Source organism: Micromonospora sp. HNM0581, from assembly GCF_012726175.1.
GTDB lineage: Bacteria > Actinomycetota > Actinomycetes > Mycobacteriales > Micromonosporaceae > Micromonospora.
Genome location: NZ_JAASAD010000002.1, coordinates 155,168 through 173,452, shown reverse-complemented (window position 1 = coordinate 173,452; position 18,285 = coordinate 155,168). Strand labels below are relative to the sequence as shown.

General features: G+C 70.6%; 16 protein-coding genes. All 16 read right to left on the bottom strand.

The genetic code is table 11. The annotated features are described in order from the left end of the window. Positions 1-31 precede the first annotated feature (31 nt). The gene (locus HCA58_RS03690; RefSeq protein WP_169596318.1) at positions 32-835 is read right to left on the bottom strand and encodes a DivIVA domain-containing protein; all 804 of its coding nucleotides are present in this window, start codon (positions 833-835) and stop codon (positions 32-34) included. Positions 836-879: 44 nt separating this feature from the next. Continuing rightward, on the bottom strand, positions 880-1,185 hold the full coding sequence (locus tag HCA58_RS03685) for a YggT family protein (RefSeq protein ID WP_093401140.1): 306 nt from the start codon (positions 1,183-1,185) through the stop codon (positions 880-882). Positions 1,186-1,214: 29 nt separating this feature from the next. Further along, positions 1,215-1,901, bottom strand: a complete 687-nt coding sequence (gene sepF, locus HCA58_RS03680) for a cell division protein SepF (protein WP_169596317.1) — start codon at positions 1,899-1,901, stop codon at positions 1,215-1,217. A 195-nt stretch (positions 1,902-2,096) separates the two neighbouring features. Further along, the gene (locus HCA58_RS03675) at positions 2,097-2,846 is read right to left on the bottom strand and encodes a YggS family pyridoxal phosphate-dependent enzyme (RefSeq protein ID WP_169596316.1); all 750 of its coding nucleotides are present in this window, start codon (positions 2,844-2,846) and stop codon (positions 2,097-2,099) included. A gap of 9 nt (positions 2,847-2,855) precedes the next feature. Further along, positions 2,856-3,971 (bottom strand): cell division protein FtsZ, encoded by a 1,116-nt coding sequence (gene ftsZ, locus HCA58_RS03670; RefSeq protein ID WP_169596315.1) that lies wholly within the window; start codon positions 3,969-3,971, stop codon positions 2,856-2,858. A gap of 237 nt (positions 3,972-4,208) precedes the next feature. Then, on the bottom strand, positions 4,209-4,988 hold the full coding sequence (locus HCA58_RS03665) for an FtsQ-type POTRA domain-containing protein (protein WP_346775873.1): 780 nt from the start codon (positions 4,986-4,988) through the stop codon (positions 4,209-4,211). A 32-nt stretch (positions 4,989-5,020) separates the two neighbouring features. After that, a complete protein-coding gene (gene murC / locus HCA58_RS03660) occupies positions 5,021-6,553 on the bottom strand; it encodes a UDP-N-acetylmuramate--L-alanine ligase (protein ID WP_169596313.1) in 1,533 nt (510 codons plus the stop codon). A gap of 178 nt (positions 6,554-6,731) precedes the next feature. After that, positions 6,732-7,838, bottom strand: a complete 1,107-nt coding sequence (gene murG, locus HCA58_RS03655; protein ID WP_169596312.1) for an undecaprenyldiphospho-muramoylpentapeptide beta-N-acetylglucosaminyltransferase — start codon at positions 7,836-7,838, stop codon at positions 6,732-6,734. Continuing rightward, complete coding sequence (locus HCA58_RS03650; RefSeq protein ID WP_346775872.1) at positions 7,838-9,253, bottom strand: putative peptidoglycan glycosyltransferase FtsW; 1,416 nt, start codon at positions 9,251-9,253, stop codon at positions 7,838-7,840. Before HCA58_RS03650 ends, murG begins: the two co-directional genes overlap by 1 nt. Positions 9,254-9,532: 279 nt before the next feature. Continuing rightward, complete coding sequence (mraY, locus tag HCA58_RS03645) at positions 9,533-10,666, bottom strand: phospho-N-acetylmuramoyl-pentapeptide-transferase (protein ID WP_169596310.1); 1,134 nt, start codon at positions 10,664-10,666, stop codon at positions 9,533-9,535. Continuing rightward, positions 10,663-12,090 carry a UDP-N-acetylmuramoyl-tripeptide--D-alanyl-D-alanine ligase gene (gene murF, locus HCA58_RS03640; RefSeq protein ID WP_169596309.1) on the bottom strand — a complete coding sequence of 476 codons (1,428 nt, stop codon included), beginning with the start codon at positions 12,088-12,090 and terminating at the stop codon, positions 10,663-10,665. The genes mraY and murF overlap by 4 nt, the downstream gene beginning before the upstream one ends. Continuing rightward, on the bottom strand, positions 12,087-13,643 hold the full coding sequence (locus HCA58_RS03635; protein ID WP_169596308.1) for a UDP-N-acetylmuramoyl-L-alanyl-D-glutamate--2,6-diaminopimelate ligase: 1,557 nt from the start codon (positions 13,641-13,643) through the stop codon (positions 12,087-12,089). Before HCA58_RS03635 ends, murF begins: the two co-directional genes overlap by 4 nt. Positions 13,644-13,689: 46 nt before the next feature. Continuing rightward, a complete protein-coding gene (locus tag HCA58_RS03630) occupies positions 13,690-15,912 on the bottom strand; it encodes a penicillin-binding transpeptidase domain-containing protein (RefSeq protein ID WP_169596307.1) in 2,223 nt (740 codons plus the stop codon). A 3-nt stretch (positions 15,913-15,915) separates the two neighbouring features. Continuing rightward, positions 15,916-16,521, bottom strand: a complete 606-nt coding sequence (locus HCA58_RS03625; RefSeq protein WP_169596306.1) for a septum formation initiator family protein — start codon at positions 16,519-16,521, stop codon at positions 15,916-15,918. Next, positions 16,518-17,624 carry a 16S rRNA (cytosine(1402)-N(4))-methyltransferase RsmH gene (gene rsmH, locus HCA58_RS03620; RefSeq protein ID WP_169596622.1) on the bottom strand — a complete coding sequence of 369 codons (1,107 nt, stop codon included), beginning with the start codon at positions 17,622-17,624 and terminating at the stop codon, positions 16,518-16,520. The genes HCA58_RS03625 and rsmH overlap by 4 nt, the downstream gene beginning before the upstream one ends. Positions 17,625-17,831: 207 nt before the next feature. Next, a complete protein-coding gene (mraZ, locus tag HCA58_RS03615) occupies positions 17,832-18,263 on the bottom strand; it encodes a division/cell wall cluster transcriptional repressor MraZ (RefSeq protein WP_169596305.1) in 432 nt (143 codons plus the stop codon). Positions 18,264-18,285: the final 22 nt, after the last annotated feature.

Here is an 18,285-nt window from a genome sequence, read left to right as displayed (position 1 = left end):
TCGCCGCGCTGGCGGCAGCCACCAACCCGGTTCAGCGACCTGCCTCCAGCGCGCCGGAGCGTCCTCCACCGTAAGACCCGGCGAGACCGGCCGCAGCGAGCCCGTTGCCGGCGGCTCGACTGCCCTCTCCGCGAGTCATCTCGGCCTCGAGGCCCTGACCACGGCCGTCGAGGTCACGCAGCTGACTCTCCAGGTACGCCTTGAGCCGGGTGCGGTACTCCCGCTCGAACTGCTTGAGCTCCTCGATGTGCTTCTGCAACGCAGTGCGCTTGGCGTCCAGGCCACCCATGGCTTCCTGGTGCCGCTGCCGGGCGTCGCGCTCCAGTGCGTCGGCCTTGGCGCGGGCCTCGCGGGTGACCTCCTCGGCCTTGGAGCGGGCCTCGGAGAGCAGCTGGTCGGCCTCGCGGCGGGCGTCGGAGACGTGATCGTCGGCGGTGCGCTGGGCCATCATGAGCACCCGCAGGGCCTGCTGCTCACCGTCACCGCCGGGCGCCGCGCCACCGACTCCGACGGCTCGGACCTGCTCCAACTCGGCCTGCATGGCGCGGGCGGCCTGCTCTGCGGCGGCCTTGTCGCGCTGCACCCGGTCGAGCTGGGCCTTGACGTCGTTGAGCTCGGCGGCGAGACGGGCGTCGCCTCCGGGACCGGCCGGGGCGGAACCCCGCCCACCGCGCTCCACCTGGGCACGCAGTTCGTTGTTCTCCTCGATCAGACGGGCGAGTTCGCGCTCGACCTCGTCCAGGAAGGCGTCGACCTCCTCCTCGTCATAGCCCCGCTTGCCGATCGGCGGCTTCTTGAAGGCGACGTTGTGGACGTCGGCCGGGGTCAGCGGCATCGAAACTCCTCGGGTCAGTTGCGGCCGCGATAGCGCGTCGGTCATCAGGCGGTCCTGATGATCGCCGGCTCTAACACAAACCTCATCAGCACGAACAGGATAACCAGGAGCACAAGGGAGGCCAGGTCGATGCTCACGGTACCAATTCGCAGCGGAGGGATCACACGCCTCAACGCCCGGAGCGGGGGATCAGTGACGCTCCACACGGATTCCAGTCCGGCTGAAGCTCCCCGACCGGGCTGCCAGCGTCGGCCGTACTGCAACACCGCGCTGAGTACGAAACGGGCCAGAAGAACGATCAGGAAGACATACGTGGTCAGGTAGAGGACCTGTAACAAGATCGACAACACGGCAGGCGGCGTCCCTCTGGTCGGGCGGGTCAACTCAGGCTGAAAAACCCGCCCTCAGCGATCTTGGCCTTGTCCTCCGCGGTGACCTGGACATTGGCCGGTGAGAGCAGGAACACCCGGTTGGTCACACGCTCGATCGTACCGCGCAGGCCGAACGCCAGTCCGGCGGCGAAGTCCACCAGACGGCGGGCATCCGCCTCGTCCATCTCGGTGAGGTTGATGATCACCGGCACCCCGTCGCGAAAGTGCTCGCCGATCGTGCGCGCCTCGCGGTAGGTGGTCGGGTGCAGCGTGGTGATCTGGTAACGCTGCTCCTCCTCCGGCACCAACGCACGCTCCCGCGATGGCACCTGCGGCGCGAGGGCGAGGTTGTCCCGGCTGTGGTACGTCAGGGCGCCGGACGGCTCACCGGAGGACCGGGTGATCGACCGGACGCTGGACCGCTCGGCACGCTCCGGGCGCTCGGACTCCAGCCGCTCCGCCTCACCGAGCCGACCTGTCCGCTCGCTGAGCCGACCACGCTCGCCCAGGCGCGGGCGGGGCGCCGGCGGCTCCTCCGGCTCGTCGTCCTCGTCGGCGAACTCCTCGGCGTACCGGCTCTGCCGGTACCGCGACTCCCGGTAGCCACCCTTGTCGTAGCCACCGTCGTCGTAGGCCCGCTCGTCGTCCTCTTCGACCAGTCCGAGCCAGACCCCCGCCTTGCGCAGTGCACCCATCCCCGCGCCCTTCCCGTCCGCCGTGCGGCACACGCCCCCGCCGTGTCGCCTGTCGCGTATGGACCATCCCTGCCCACCGGACCGGAACGGCAATCTCCTGACGCGCAATTCGCGTTGCACGTCACGCCCCCGTCGCCAGGAGGAGGACCGTTCCCACAAACAACACTTATGTAATTTGCTTCCCTCGCGGCCAGGCTACCGCAGCGTGGGACGCTTTCCGAGCAACGCGCTGCCGACGCGGACATGTGTCGCACCGTGCCCGATCGCCGCCTCCAGGTCGCCACTCATACCGGCGGACAGCTCGGTCGCCTGCGGATGGTCCATCCGCACCTGTGCCGCGACAGTGGCCAAGCGGGCGAAAGCACGCTCGGGCTCCCAACCCAGCGGCGCCACCGCCATCAGGCCGGCCAGCCGCAGCCCACCGGCGCCGGCGACCGCCTCCGTGACGGGGCCCAGGCCGACGTCCAGGTCGGTCGAGTCCGGCACAGCACCACCCCGTGCCACGTCTCCGTCGATGCTGACCTGCACCAACACGTCCAGCGGCCGACCTCGGCCGACGGAGGTGACGCCCGAGTCCAGGGCGGACGCCAACCGAACGCTGTCGACGGACTGCACCACGTCGGCGTACCGCAGCACCGACCTGACCTTGTTGCGCTGCAACCGGCCGACGAAATGCCAGCGCGGAACGACTCCGGCGGCGGCGACCTGCTCCGCCTTGGCCGCCGCCTCCTGATCGCGGTTCTCGCCGACATCGGTCACGCCCAAACCGACCAACGTCACCACGTCGGCCGCCGGATAGGTCTTGGTGACCGCGATCATGGTCACCTCGGCCCGGTTCCGGCCTGCAGCGGCGCAGGCGTCGGCGATACGGGAGCGTACGCGGGCAAGCCCGGCGGCGATCTCCACGCGCCGGTCAGTTGTCTGCGGGGTTCGGCTGTCGGTCATCGGCGGTGTTCAGGACCCGTTCTTCAGGAAGTCGGGCACGTCCACGTCGTCGAAGAGCACCCGACGCGGTGACTGCGGAGCGACCGGAGCGGCCGGCGGTGGCAGGATCGGCGTACTCGGCTGCGCGGGCTGGTTCTGGTTGGTCTTACGGGCCGGCTCCGCCGCCTTGTACGCCGGGGTACCACCGTCGAAGCCCGCCGCGATCACGGTGACCCGCACCTCGTCGCCGAGCGCATCGTCGATGACCGCACCGAAGATGATGTTGGCGTCCGGGTGGGCCGCGTCGGTGACCAGTTGCGCCGCGTCGTTGATCTCGAACAGACCGAGATCCGAGCCGCCGGCGATGGAGAGCAGCACACCACGGGCGCCATCCATGCTCTGCTCCAGCAACGGGCTGGAGATGGCAGCCTCGGCAGCCTCGACCGCACGGTTCTCGCCGCGGGCGCTGCCGATGCCCATCAGCGCACTTCCCGCGCCGCTCATCACGCTCTTGACGTCGGCGAAGTCCAGGTTGATCAGACCCGGCGTGGTGATCAGGTCGGTGATGCCCTGGACACCGGAGAGCAGCACCTGGTCCGCCGTCCGGAACGCGTCCATCATGCTGATGTTGCGGTCGCCGAGAGCCAGCAGCCGGTCGTTGGGAATGACGATCAGCGTGTCACACTGGTTGCGCAGCTCGTCGATGCCGGCCTCGGCCTGCACCTGGCGGCGCTTGCCCTCGAAGGAGAACGGGCGGGTGACCACACCGATGGTCAGTGCGCCGAGCTTGCGGGCGATGTTCGCCACCACAGGCGCGCCACCGGTGCCGGTACCACCACCTTCGCCGCAGGTCACGAAGACCATGTCGGCGCCCTTGAGGACCTCCTCGATCTCGTCGCGATGGTCCTCGGCGGCATTCTTGCCAACGTCCGGGTTGGCGCCGGCGCCCAACCCGCGGGTCAGCTCACGACCCACGTCGAGCTTGACGTCGGCGTCGCTCATCAACAGTGCCTGGGCGTCCGTGTTGATCGCGATGAACTCGACGCCCTTGAGCCCAACCTCGATCATCCGGTTGACGGCGTTGACGCCGCCGCCCCCGATGCCGACGACCTTGATGACCGCCAGATAGTTGTGCGGAGGTGTCATCTCCGGTCCTTTCCTTCGAGATCGGCTACTCCCCGACCGGCTGGCCTGGCCGGACCGACGGTCGACGCAGCTACCACCACCGAGGCCGAGAGGTAAACCCTAACCCTCTACTAGAGGGTTAGGGTTATGTCAACCACTGATCCTCTTCGGGGCAACGTAAGCGCAGCCGAGCGATGAGCCAAGGACCTCTACGGCGTGTCGCCGGTGTAGCGGGACGGCTCACCACTGACCGGTCGCTCATCGGAAGGTGACCACGTCCGGCGCGCTCACGTCGATCCGGGAAGCGTCCTGGTCCAGCAACGCGGTGGCCACCCGCGCCTTGTCCGCGCCACGGGTCGCGTCACCCCAGAAAACCGTGCGGTTGTCGTACAGCCTCAGGCTGATCCGCGCCAACCCGTCGACATTCACCTCGACCAGCTGGTCGAGCAGCTCCGGGGTGAGCACGCCGAGCACCTCGAGACCGGCCATTGTGTCCGGATCGTCCGGGCCAGGAGCGTCCAGCCGGACCAGCGGCAAACCATCCAGACGCTGCGGAATCGTCCGGAACACCACCCCGGCGGCGTCAACCACCGCAAACTGCTCCCCCCGCGGCACCACCGCCACACCCGTACGCTCGGTCAGCCGAACCACCAACGTATCCGGCCAGTCCCGGGTGACGGTGACCCGTTCCACCGGCGGCAAGGCACCGATCCGGCGGGCCAACGCCGCCAGGTCGACCCGGGCGAGCGGGGCACCGTCGGGCACCTCCGCCGCGTCCCGCACCTGCACCGCCGTCACCAGTTCGGCACCCTCCACACGCACCTCACGTACCCCGAACAGGCCGGTGCCCAGCAGCATCCATGCCACCAGAGCGGCCACCACGAGCACTCCACCAGTCACCGCCCAGGGCAACGCCGCACGCATCCGGCGACGTCGGGCCCGGGCCATGAACCGGCGGGTAGAGGCAGGCACCGCATCGCTGCCGGCACGCACCAGCTGCCACCTACGTACCGGGCGTCGCCCCGCACCACCGTCCACACCGGTGCCGCGGCCCCGGGCCGGACCGGGACTCATTCCGCGACCGGCGCCGCACCGTCCACACCGACGGCTCCGGGAACACTGCCCCCGACACTCGTCGGCCCGCCGAGCTGCCCACCGGCAACAGTGCCCGGCAGACCCGGCGCTCCGGCGGTCCGTGCCGCCAACGCGGCGAGCAGTTCGTCACCCATCAGCGAGATCGGCGGGGCGCCCATCGTGACCACCACGTCGCCCGGCCGGGCCCGGCGGGCCACCTCTGCCGGCGCCGCCTCCCACGTGTCGACGAAGACCTTCCGTTCCACGGGCAGCGACACCGCCTCGACCAGGGCCGACGAGCCCTCGCCCGGGGCACGCTCCTCGCCCGGACCGAAGACCTCGAGCAGCACCAGCTCGTCGGCGATCGCCAACGCCTCGGCGATCTCCGCCAGCAGATCCCGGGTGCGGTAGAGCCGGTAGGGCTGAAAAACGGCGATCAGCCGGCCGTCACCGGCCACCTCACGCAACGTCCGCAGCGCCAGCGTCATCGAAGTCGGGTGGTAGGCGTACTCGTCGTAGACCAGCACCCCGTCGACGTCGCCCTTACGCTCGAAGCGGCGACGCACGCCCGGAAACGCCGCGAGCGCGGCCTCCGCCGCCGTCAACGGCAACTCCAGCAGGTACGCCGCCAGCACCGCCGAAGCGCTGTTGAGCCCCATGTGCCGGCCCGGTACCGGCAACCGGAACTCGCCCAACGCGCGACCGTCGACATGGGCGAGGTAACGCACTCCCCGCGCCGAGGAGACCATCTCGGTCAGCCGCAGGTCAGCGTCCTCGGCCTCCCCGTAGGTGTACACCCGGCGTCCCTCAGCTCGCAGCGTCGCTGCCAGCCGCCGGCCACCCGCATCGTCGGCGCAGGTGATGACGAAGCCGTCCGGATCGGTCAGTCGGGCGAACTCGGCGAAAGCGGCCTCCAGAGTGGCCAGGTCGCCGTAGGTGTTCAGGTGGTCCGCCTCGATGTTCGTGACGATCGAGACGAACGGACGGTAGATGAGGAAGGAACGATCACTCTCGTCGGCCTCGACCACGAAATGCTCACCGGTGCCGTGGTGCGCCCCTGAACCGACCTCGGAGATCTCCCCACCGATCACGAAGGACGGATCGGCCCCGGCCTGCTGAAGCACCATGGTGACCATCGAGGTGGTGGTGGTCTTGCCATGGGTACCGGCGACCGCCACGGTGCGTCGACCCGTCATCGCTGCCGCGAGAGCCTCCGAGCGGTGCAGCACCCGCAACCCGCGACGACGTGCCTCGACCATCTCCAGATGGTCGGCAGGAATCGCCGAGGAATAGACGACCGTGTCGACGCCGTCCAGGTTGGCCGTCTCATGAGTCATGTGGATCGTTCCGCCGAGTGCCCGCAGACCGGCCAGCGACGGCCACTCCCGCAACTCGCTGCCGGAGACCGGCAGGCCCCGGGTCAGGAAGAGCCGTGCCAGCCCACTCATCCCGACGCCGCCAACGCCGATCAGGTGGATGTGGCCGAGATCCTCGGCGGTCACCGTACCCGCCGGACTGAACGTCGTCATCGGGACCGACCCTTCACTCGCGACTGCGGGGCTCGCAACACCGGCTCACTCCTCGCACTCACCAAGCCACCCACCGCTCGCGACTGCGGGGCTCGCAACACCGGCTCACTCCTCGCACTCACCAAGCCACCCACCGCTCGCGACTGCGGGGCTCGCAACACCGGCTCACTCCTCGCACTCACCGGACCACCGCCTCGTGGACGAAGCTGAGCAGCGCCTCGTCGCCGTCACGCCGCCCGTAGGCGGCTGCAGCGGTGCCCATCGCCTGCAACCGCTGCGGATCGCGGATCAGCGGGATCACCGTACGTTCGAGCCAGTCCGGCGTCATCTCCGCATCGTCGACGAGCAGACCGCCACCGGCCTCGACCACCGGCGACGCGTTGCGTTTCTGCTCCTGGTTGCTGTGCGGGTACGGCACGTAGACGGTGGGTAGACCGATCGCCGCCACCTCGGCGCAGGTCATCGCCCCGCCCCGGCCGAGCATCAGGTCCGCTGCCGCGTACCCGGCGTCCATGTCGGACAGGTACGGCAGGGTCACGTACGGCACGGGCAGGTCGGTCGGGACGGACACCGGTTCGTTGCGGGCACCGATGACGTGCAGCACCTGGATGCCGTTACGGGCGAGTTCCTTGGCCGCTCCGGCCACCGCGAGGTTGATCGACCGGGCGCCCTGGGAGCCACCCGCGACGAAGAGCACCGGCAGATCCGGACGCAGCCCGAAGTGGGCCCGCGCGGCGGTGCGCATCGCCACCCGGTCCAGCCCGGCGATGCTGCGGCGCAACGGCACGCCCACCACCCGGGCGTCGCGAAGCGACTCCGCCTGCGCCGGCTGGTGCGGGAACCCGACAGCCACATGCTTGGTGAACTTCATTCCCAGCCGGTTGGCCACCCCCGGGGGCACGTTCACCTCGTGGATCACGATCGGCATCTCCCGCCGCCAGGCAGCCAAATAGGCCGGCACCGAGACGTACCCACCGAAGCCGACCACCACGTCGGCGCGTACCTCGTCGATGACCTTGCCCGCCGCGCGGGCCGCGGTCCACATCCGGCCCGGGGTACGGACGAGGTTCATGTTTATCGACCGGGGCAACTGGTAGGCCGGAATGTTGCGCAGGTCGTAGCCGGCCGGCGGAATCAGCTCGTTCTCCAGGCCCTTCGGTGTGCCGAGGCAGGTAACCCGGACGCCGGGGTCGTGCCGGCGCAGGCAGTCGGCAAAGGCCAGCAACGGGTAGATGTGCCCCCCGGTGCCGCCGCCTGCGAGCACCACCGAACGCAGCGGACCCATCAACGTCTCCTCTCCTTCGCCGCCCCGCCGCGGCCCCGGCCGTCCCGGGCACCACGCGATGCGGCCTGGTCGTCCTTGCGCCGCTTGCGTGCCCGGGGCACGGGACCCCGGGCGGTCGGCGGCGGCGCCGCGCGACGCCGGCCGGGAAGCGGCGGCAACGGTGCCCACACTAGTCGGACCCATCGGGCCGGCGGACGGGCATGCAGAGCCCGGGCCGCATCCGGTTCCGCGCGGGCGAACGAGGCAAGCATGCCGACCGCCGCGAGGGTGACCACCAGGGCGCTACCGCCGTCGGAGATGAAGGGCAGTGGTACGCCGGTCAGCGGCAGCAGCCCGATCACCCCGCCGATGTTGATGAACGCCTGACCGACGAGCCAGGCGGTGGCGCCGGCCGCCGCCAGTCGGCGGAACGGGTCGTCGAGCCGGCGGGCGATACGCAGGCCGGTGTAGCCGAGCACCGCGAACAGGGTGACGATCACGGCACAGCCGACCACGCCCAGTTCCTCGGCGATCACCGCGAAGATGAAGTCGTTCTCCGCAGCCGGCAACCAGGCCCACTTGGTCCGCCCCTGACCCAAGCCGGTACCGAACCAGCCACCGTTGACGATGGCGTAACGGGCCTGGACCATCTGGTAGCAGAGCGTGTCCTTGCAGGCGTCGAGCGGCGGTGGGTCGATGAAGACGGTGAGCCTGGCCAGGCGGTAGTTCTCCTCGCCGCGTACACCGGAACCGGCACCGAGGGAGGCCACCGCGACCAGCAGACCGATGCCGAGCAGCCCGATCGCGCTGAGCGCGGCGAAGACCCGCAGCCGGACCCCGGCCGCCCAGAGCAACCCCACGACCAGGGCCAGCAGGCAGAGCATGCTGCCCAGGTCGTTGTAGCCGACCAGGACGAAGAGCAGCCCCACGACCGGGAACAGTGGGGTGGCCAACTCCCGCCACCAGCCCAGCGCCGCGCCTTTGCGGGCCAGCACGTGCGCGCCCCAGAGCACCAGCGCGAACTTCGCCAACTCGGAGGGCTGCAAGCTGACTCCGCCGATGTACAACCAGAGCAGGTCGGCCTCCAGCGGGCCGATCTTCGCGTCGCCATTCGTCAGGCGTCCGTACGCCCCGAGCAGGTTCAGCAGCACCAGCAGCCCCACCGCGACCGCCAGGATCGGGCGTCCCAGGGCCCGGTAGGTGCTCCCCGGCAGACGCTGGCAGGCCCAGAAGGCGACGACGCCGACAACCGCGAAGATCGCCTGCTTGGTCAGCGACGCCGAGGCGTTCCCGCCCTCGGCGTAATCCCGCACACTTGTTGCCGAGAAGACCATCGTCAGCCCGATCAACAGCAGCAGTCCGGCGCTGGCCAGCAGCAGGTGGTAGGAGGCGAGCGGCCGGGACAGCAGGCCCCGCAGCGCGGCTAACGACCCCACCGCGTCGAGCCCCCGCCACGTGGACTCGGCGTCGGCGGGCGCCGCAGGGCCACCGGCCGGGGCCCGACCCACTGTCACGTCACTTCCTCGCGCCTGCCCCACAGGGTCATCATCTCCGCTGCCGGCACCCGACCGGGGCGGTACGCCCCGGTCGGCGTGTCGCACTTGCGTCGACCACCCTTCGCTGCGCCACCGACACCCCCGGGTCACGGCGGTCAGGACGTCCGGGTCGGTCAGGTGCTGTCCGAGCCGGCGCCTGACCCGCCCGCGGCGGGCGGATCAGCCCATGTTGGCCAGGAAGTCGCTGTAGAACAGGCCGAGGGCGATGGCGACGCCGATGCCGGCGATGATCCAGAAGCGGACCACGATGTTGACCTCGCTCCAGCCGGCCAACTCGAAGTGGTGCTGCAACGGCGACATCCGGAACACCCGCTTGCCGGTGGTCTTGAAGGAGATGATCTGGATCACCACCGACATCGTGATGATCACGAACAGGCCACCGATGATCAGCAGGAGCAGGATGGTACGGGTCGACATCGCCATACCGGCGATCAACCCGCCCAGCCCGAGCGCTCCCGTGTCGCCCATGAAGATCCGGGCCGGTGAGGTGTTCCACCACAGGAAGCCGACGCAGGCCCCGGCCGCCGCCCCGGCGATCAACGCGATCTCCAGAGGATCACGAACGGTGTAGCAGTAGTTGTCCGGGTTGGCGGTGTACGCCGGGTCGGCACACCAGTGGCGGTACTGCCAAAAGGCGATCACCGCGTACGCGCCGAGCACCATCACCGAGGCACCGGTGGCCAGCCCGTCGAGACCGTCGGTGAGGTTGACGCCGTTCGTCGCCGCCATCACCACGAAGATGAAGATGACCACCGCGCCGATCTTGGTGACGTCCAACGCCGGGATGTCCCGGATGAAGCTGAGCGTGGTGCTGCCGACCGTCTCGGTGTTGGTCACCACCCCGCCGGCATCGGTCATGGTCGACGGGAACCAGAGCGCGATCACCCCGAACACCGCACCGACCAGGATCTGCCCGAGCAGCTTGCCCCGGGCGCTCAGGCCACCGCTGTGCCGCTTGCGTACCTTCAAGAAATCGTCGATGAAGCCGACCGCACCGCAGAACACCATCAGCCCCAACAGCACCAGCGCCGTGATGGTCGGCTCGACCTGGGCGATCTGCGCATCTGGCAGCGTGGTCAGGGCGAGGTGACCGGCCACGTACGCGATGACGGTGGCCAGGATGAACACCACGCCGCCCATCGTCGGCGTGCCCTTCTTGCCCTGGTGCATCTGTGGGCCCTCGGCCCGGATGGGCTGACCAGCCTTCAGCCGGGTGAAGACCCGGATCGCGATCGGGGTACAAAACAGCGAAACGAGGAAGGCCACCCCGATGGCCACGATTACCGCCCTCACGCGGCGCCCCCTCCGGCCGACGCCGACGTACCCGTGCCGTTCCCGACGGCGTCGACGCGCAGCGCGTCGGCCACCTCCCAGGTCCGGTACCGGGAGCCCTTCACCAGGACGACGTCGCCCGGCCGTAGCTCGCTGCGCAGCACCTCGACGGCCGCCGCCTGATCGGTGAGCAGCACCGACTCTCCTCCCCAGTCACCTACCGATGTCGCCCCGTGGTGGATCGGCGCCGCCGCCTCGCCGACCACGAGCAGCCGGTCCACGCCCAGGTCGGCGGCGAGCCGACCAATCTCGGCGTGTCCCTGCTCCTCGAACTCCCCCAGCTCGGCCATGTAGCCGAGCACCGCGACGGTACGCCGTCCCGCACCGATGCCGCCCAGCGCCCGTAGCGCCACCGCCATCGACGCCGGATTGGCGTTGTACGAGTCGTCGATCACGGTCACCCCGTCGGTCCGTTCGAAGACGTCCATCCGACGGGTCGAGACCAACCCGAGCGCACCCAACGCCACGGCCAGTTCGGCCAGCGGCATTCCCAACTCCCGGGCCACCGCAGCCGCGGCCAGACTGTTCCCCACCTGGTGCCGACCGGTGAGCCCGAGCCGCACCGGCGCGCTGCCCTCCGGCGTGACGAGGGTGTACGCGGGCCGCCCCCGCTCGTCGAGCGTCACGTCCACGGCCCGTACGTCGGCCTGCGCCGACTCACCGAAGCGGATCACCCGGGCCACCGTTCGGGCGGCCATGGCGTCCACCAACGGGTCATCGGCGTTGAGCACCGCCAGTCCGTCGGCCGGCAGCGCCTCGACCAGCTCACCCTTGGCCAGTGCGATGTTCGCCTGCGACCCGAACTCGCCGATGTGCGACACCCCGACGTTGAGCACCACGGAGATGCGTGGCGGCGCCACCTCGCAGAGATACCGCACGTGACCGATGCCCCGCGCGCCCTTCTCCAGCACCAGGTAGCGGGTGGTCGGTCCGGCCTGCAACGCCGTGTACGGGTGCCCGAGCTCGTTGTTGAACGACCCGGGCGGTGCCACCGTCTCACCGAGCCTGGCGGTCAGCTGGGCGATCAGATCCTTGGTGGTCGTCTTGCCGGAGGAGCCGGTCAACCCGATCACGGTGAGCCCGGACAACCGGTCCACCACCGCACGGGCCAGCCGACCCATCGCGGTCAGCGCGTCGGCGACGACGACCATCGGCACCCCGGGCACCTCCCGGGTACCCATGACCGCCACCGCACCGGACGACACCGCCGCGGCGGCGAAGTCGTGGCCGTCCACCTGCTCGCCGTCGAAGGCGACGAAGAGCCCGCCGGGGGTGACCTTGCGTGAGTCGAACTCCACGCTGCCGGTGACCTGCCCGGCGGGGTCGGCGGCGACCAGTCGACCGTCGACCGCCGAGGCAACCCCGGCCAGACTGAGCGTGATCACTGGCCCTCCAGATTTCCGAAGCGGCCCCGCAGCGCCTCGACGAGCTCGGTCCGGTCGTCGAACGGGTGAACCGCACCGGCGATCTCCTGGCCCCGCTCGTGCCCCTTGCCGAGCAGAGCCACGACGTCACCGGGAGTTGCCAGCCGCACCGCCTCGCCGATCGCCGCGCGGCGACCACCGATCTCGATGACCTGCGCCGGTGCGCCGTCACGGCGGGCACCGGCAAGCACCTCGGCCCGGATCGCCGCCGGATCCTCGCTGCGGGGGTTGTCGTCGGTCACCACCACCACGTCGGCGCCGGCAGCGGCAGCGGCACCCATCGCCGGCCGCTTGCCCCGGTCCCGATCGCCGCCAGCCCCGATGACACAGATCAGCCGGCCGGTGCTGAGTTCCCGCAGCGCCGCCAGCGCGGCCACCACGGCGTCGGTCTTGTGCGCGTAGTCGACCACCCCGCGTACCCCACCGGCCACACCGACCGACTCCAGCCGACCGGGCACACCGCCACAGGCGGCCACTCCCTCGGCAGCGGTCGCCGGGTCGACCCCGGCAGCGACCAGGCTGGCGATGGCCAGCAGGGCGTTCGACACGTTGTGCCGGCCAGGCAGTGCCACCCGGGCGGCCAGCACCGACCCGGCCGGCCCGTGAGCGGTGAACCGTTGCGCGTACCCCTCGCCGGTCGTCTCGTCCGCCCACCAGGTGGCAGCCGGGTCCCCGGCCGCGGAGAAACCGACCGTCGCGGGCGTGAACAGCGACTTCAACGCCGGATCGTCCTGGTTGAGCACCTCGACGGCGCACCGGCCGTCGAACAGGCGGGCCTTCGCGGCGAAGTAGTCCTCGGCGTCGGCGTGGAAGTCCAGGTGGTCGGAGCCGAAATTGGTCCAGCCGCCGACGGTGAACCGCACCCCACCGACCCGGCCCATCGCCAGGGCATGGCTGGAAACCTCCATGACCACCGCTGTCACGCCACGCTCCCGGGCAGCGGCCAGCATGGCGTGCAGGTCGGTCGCTTCCGGAGTGGTCCGGACGCTGTCGATCACCAGGTCGCCCAGGCGGGTCTCCACGGTGCCGATGAGGCCGGTGACGTGGCCGGCGGCACGCAACCCCGACTCGACCAGGTACGCGGTGGACGTCTTGCCTGCGGTGCCGGTCACCCCGATCACGGTCAGCCCCGCCGTCGGGTCACCGTAGACGGCCGAGGCGAGCGTGCCGAGCACCGTACGGGGGTCGGCGACGACCAGGGGCGGTAACCCGCTGTCGGCGGCCAGCTCGGCACCGACCGGATCGGTGAGCATCGCGACGGCCCCGGCACTCGCCGCCGCACCGGCGAACTCCGCACCGTGCCGTCGGGCCCCCGGCAGGGCCGCGTACAGGTCGCCGGGTCGGACCTCGCCGCTGGCGTGGGTCACCCCGGTCACCATCGGGTCGGCACTGGTAGGGGACGCCACGGCGAGCCGGGCGGCCAGGTCACCGAGCCGGAATCCGGTCACGGTACGGGGACGAGGATTGCCGCGCACGGCGTCAGACCCTACCCGGTCGCTCGGTCCGGGCCGCACGGCGCGCCTGAATCTCCGTCCCATCGAGTAGAACCGCAGGTGGCGACTACGGGAAGGCGGTGAACGTCGGTGCCGGTTGCGTCGACGGCGGTACCCGGAAGTGACGCAGAGTGAACGTCATCATGTCGCGGAAGGCCGGTGCCGAGATCTGACCGCCACCACCGCTCGGGCTGTGCACGAAAACCGCGATGACGTAGCGGGGGTTCTCCGCCGGTGCCATCCCGATGAACGAGGCGACCTCACCGGGCTGCTTCTTGCCGTCCACCAACCGCCATCCGGTTCCGGTCTTGCCGGCGATCCGGTAGCCCGGGACGGCAGCGGCCAGGCCGGTGGCGTCCTCCACCGTGGTCACCGCCTCCATGATCGTACGCAGGGCCGCGGCGTTGTCCGGGCTGAGCACCTGCCGGGTCTCCGGCGCGGGCGCGGGAGTCCGTTTCCCGTCCGGGGCGATGGTCTCCTTCAGCAGGTGCGGCTGGATGTAGGTGCCGTCGTTGGCGATGGCGCCGTAGGCGGCGGCCATCTGCAACGGGGTGGCGTCCACACTGTGCCCGATCGGCACCGACCCGTACGACGATCCGCTCCACTCCTGCACCGGCAGCAGCCGGCCGCTCGCCTCGCCGGGCATCCCGACCTCGGTCGGTTTTCCCAGCCCGAAGCGCCGCTGGTAGTCGAGCAGGCGATCCGGGCCGAGATCGTCGGCGATCTGGATCGTGCCGACGTTGGAGGAGTAGGCCATCATCCCGGCCACGCTCATCCGCCGCCCGTCGGCCTGGTAGGTGTCCCGGAACCAGGTGTCGCCCTTACGGATGGCGTTGGCGACCGGGAACGACGTCTCCTGGGTGATCACACCCTCCTGCAATGCGGCCCCGAAGGTGATCGGCTTGTGCACCGAGCCCGGGTCGACGACGAAGCTGGTGGCCGCGTCCTCCCGATCGGTCGGTTCGCTCGGGAACGGCTTCGCCGCGTTGTAGGTGGGGTGGCTGGCCTGCGCGAGCACCTCGCCGGTGTGCGCGTCGAGCACCACGGCGGCGCCGGTGCTCCCCTGCACCTGTTGCATACGCTCGCTGAGGATGCGCTGCACCGTGTACTGCAGGTCCCGGTCGATGGTGAGCACCACCGAGCTACCCGGCTTGGCTTTCGTGGTGCTGCTGTAGCCGCCGGGGATGGGGGCCGCCAGATCGCCGAGGCCGACCTCGAAGACCGCCTGGCCGTCCTCGCCGTGCAGCACGTCGTCGAAGCGCGCCTCCAGCCCCTCCAACCCGACCATGTCCGGGCTGGTGAAGCCGATCAGGTTCGCGGCGAGATCCCCACCGGGCACCTCGCGTCGCTCGTCGCGGTGCGTAGCGATTCCGAGCAGCTTCAGCGCCATGATCTCCTTGGCCCGGTCGATGTCCACCCCCCGGGCCAGGTACTCGAACTGCGAGTCGACGCCGTCCTTGCGCTTACGGGGTTTCATCTTCTCGGCCAGCTCCGAGGCCGGGATGCCGAGCAGCGGGGAGAGCGCCGCCGCGGTCGCCACGATGTCCCCGACCCGGGTCGGGTCGGCGTAGACGTACCGGGCCTCGACGCTGTGGGCCAGAGCCGCCTCGCCGGAGCGATCGTAGATGGCGCCACGCGGCGCGGGCAGCTGCACCGTCGTCGTGCGGTCGGCGATTCCACCGTCGGCGTACGCCGGGGTGTCGACTGTCTGGAGTACGACGAGCCGCACCCCGACGGCGACGAAGAGGGCCAGCGTCAACGCGGTGCCCAGGCGCAGCCGGCGCCCCGGGTCAGCCAGTCGGGGCGGCTGCGGCCTCTTGCGCGACGGGCGCCGTTCGGGCGTACGGTCCCCACGACGCGGTTGCGCGCCGGTCACCCGCCGCCGGGGGACGCCCGGAGGCTCGTCGCGCGGGCTGCGGTCGGTGACGGTCCGGGTCACCGTGGCACGTGCGACACCGCTGTCGCGACGGGCCGCTCGCTCGGACGACCGGCCAGCGGTGCCACGGCCACCGTCGAGGACCTGTAGCGCCGGCCGGAACGGATCCTGCGACCGGTTGCTGCGGGGGGTACGGCGCTGCTCCGCGCGTCCGGTGCCGGACGGCGCACCGCCCTCTCGGACGGAGCGGCCCCGGGGGGTGTAGGCGCGGGCGTCGGAGATGCCGCCGAGGCTCGGCGGCATCTCCCGCTCACCGGCTGGGTGGGGCTGGCTGGCCCGCGGTCGGCCAGCCCGCGACGAACCGCGCCGGGAGCCTTCGGCGTCCCGGCGCGGTTGCTCAGACCTCGGTGGCACGGCCTACCCCTGTCCGCCCTGCTGGCTGGTGATGGAGACCTGGCCGTCGGCCGGCTGCGGCACCCCGATCATCTTGCCGTCCGGCAGCCGGATGTACGCCAGCTCACCCGACTCGACCAGCCCCAGCTTGCGGGCCTGGGCAGCGAGGTTACCCGGCGACTCGGACTCGGCGATCTGCTTCTTCAGCTGCTGCTGCTCCACGTCGAGCTTGGCCTGTTGCTGCTGCAACTCGTCCAGCCGGAACGCGTTCTCGTTGATCTTCGTGTTGACCGCCAGGATTCCCAGCACCCCGCCGACGACGAGCACCACCACCAACGCCGCGAACGGCGCCCGCGGTACCCGCACCGGCGGCGGCGGGGCGACCCGTAGCCGTGGTGCCTCCGGATGCTCGGGCGCGACGGTCGCCTGCTCCACCGCACGCAGCGCCGCGCTGCCCTGGGTCGGGAACTCGCGCGCCCCCCGGGCGCGAGTTTCCGCCGGCCGGTTCGGCCGGTCCGTCCGCCGGGCGCCGTCGCCCGTCCCCCGGGTCCGCTCCGCCACGATCCGGCCCCCCGACCGCGGTGCGCGCTGCCCGACGCCGGTGGTGTCCCGACGCTTGTCTACGTTCATGTCCCCTCCCCCTCTTCGTCCGTGGTGCCTCCCGGCACCCGCCGCGGTTCCGGATCGGAGGCCGTGGTCGACCCCGTCCCCGGTTGGTGCGTCGCCTTCACCCGGCGGCGATACCGTTCGCGGTCGGTACGCCCCCGCTGCCGGGCCTGTGGGTCGATCCGCTCCGCTGCCCGCAGCCGCACCGAAGCGGCTCGCGGGTTCGCGGTGACCTCCCCCTCCCCGGGTAGTTCCGCGCCCCGGCTGAGTAGCCGGAACGTCGGCTCCGACCCGGGCAGCTCGACCGGAAGGTCGATCGGCCCAGTGCTACGGACCCGGTCAGCGAGCGCCTGTTTGGTGAGCCGGTCCTCCAGCGAGTGGTAGGACAGGACCACCAGGCGCCCACCGACAGCGAGCCGGTCCAGAGCGGCCGGTAACGCTGTCTCCAGCGCTGCCAGTTCTCTGTTTACCTCGATCCGTAAAGCCTGAAACGTTCTCTTTGCCGGGTGTCCCCCGGTTCGCCGGGCCGGTGCCGGAATCGACTCCCGGACCAACTCGGCCAGCCGCGCCGACGAGGTGATCCGGCCACGATCCCGCTCCCGGATGATCGCCGAGGCGATCCGCCCGGCGAACTTCTCCTCGCCGTAGACCCGCAGCACCCGGGCCAGATCCGGATGCGGGTAGGTGTTGACCACCTCCTCGGCGGTCACCCCCCAGGTCTGATCCATTCGCATGTCCAACGGCGCGTCCTGCGCGTAGGCGAACCCGCGGTCGGGCGCGTCGAGCTGCAACGAGGAGACACCGAGATCGAACAGGACACCGTCCACTGACGGACAGCCCAGCCGATCGAGTACCTCGGGCAGTTCGTCGTAGACGGCGTGCTCCAGATGAACGCGGTCGGCGAACCGGGCCAGCCGGACCCTGGCGTGGGCCAGCGCCTCGGTATCCCGGTCCAGGCCCACAAGTACCGTCTCCGGATGGGCCTGCAACACTGCCTCGGCGTGGCCGGCAAGGCCCAACGTCGCGTCGACGTGCACGGTGCGCTCACCTCGGCCCAGCGCGGGAGCCAACAGCTCGAGACACCGCTCGAGCAGCACCGGCACGTGCGTGCCGCGTAGCTCCCCCATCTCGACCCCCACTGTCCTGACCGGTTGTGTACATGCGCCCTGTTCGTCGGACGACGCCGTGCCGTCGTACCGCCAGATCCCCATCCGCTCTCCGCCCGCCCGTCGGGCACAGCCCGGGGGTCGGATCGCGCGCCTGGCACCGGGGAAGGGATGCCAGGAACTCGAAAGCGGCTGGAGATCTCGCAGTACGCCGGGCGTCGCCACGCCCTACAGACCGCCGGGCAGCACCCCTTCCTCGATGTCGGCGAAGTCGTCTTCGCTCTCGGCGAGGTAGGTCTCCCAGGCGACCCTGTCCCAGATCTCCACCCGGGTGCTCGCACCGATGACCACCAGATCCCGGTCGAGCCCCGCGTAGGTGCGCAGGTGCGCCGGGATGGTCACCCGGCCCTGCTTGTCCGGCACCTCGTCGTGCGCGCTGGCGAAGAACACCCGGCTGTAGGCCCGGGCCGCCTTGTGCGTCATCGGCTGCGCGCGCAACTGCTCCGCGATCAGCTGAAACTCGGGCGTCGGGAAGACATACAGACAGCGCTCCTGCCCTTTGGTGATCACGACACCCCCCGCCAGCTCATCCCGGAACTTCGCCGGAAGGATCAACCGGCCTTTGTCGTCCAGACGCGGAGTGTGGGTGCCGAGAAACATCGGCCCAACCCCCTCGCCCTTG

What these genes read in the sequence shown, in the direction of transcription:
- HCA58_RS03690 (WP_169596318.1), bottom strand. Translation starts at nt 835, where the DNA reads ATGCCGCTGACCCCGGCCGACGTCCACAACGTCGCCTTCAAGAAGCCG.
- sepF (WP_169596317.1), bottom strand. Translation starts at nt 1,901, where the DNA reads ATGGGTGCACTGCGCAAGGCGGGGGTCTGGCTCGGACTGGTCGAAGAG.
- HCA58_RS03675 (WP_169596316.1), bottom strand. Translation starts at nt 2,846, where the DNA reads ATGACCGACAGCCGAACCCCGCAGACAACTGACCGGCGCGTGGAGATC.
- ftsZ (WP_169596315.1), bottom strand. Translation starts at nt 3,971, where the DNA reads ATGACACCTCCGCACAACTATCTGGCGGTCATCAAGGTCGTCGGCATC.
- murC (WP_169596313.1), bottom strand. Translation starts at nt 6,553, where the DNA reads ATGACGACGTTCAGTCCGGCGGGTACGGTGACCGCCGAGGATCTCGGC.
- murG (WP_169596312.1), bottom strand. Translation starts at nt 7,838, where the DNA reads ATGGGTCCGCTGCGTTCGGTGGTGCTCGCAGGCGGCGGCACCGGGGGG.
- HCA58_RS03625 (WP_169596306.1), bottom strand. Translation starts at nt 16,521, where the DNA reads ATGAACGTAGACAAGCGTCGGGACACCACCGGCGTCGGGCAGCGCGCA.
- rsmH (WP_169596622.1), bottom strand. Translation starts at nt 17,624, where the DNA reads ATGGGGGAGCTACGCGGCACGCACGTGCCGGTGCTGCTCGAGCGGTGT.
- mraZ (WP_169596305.1), bottom strand. Translation starts at nt 18,263, where the DNA reads ATGTTTCTCGGCACCCACACTCCGCGTCTGGACGACAAAGGCCGGTTG.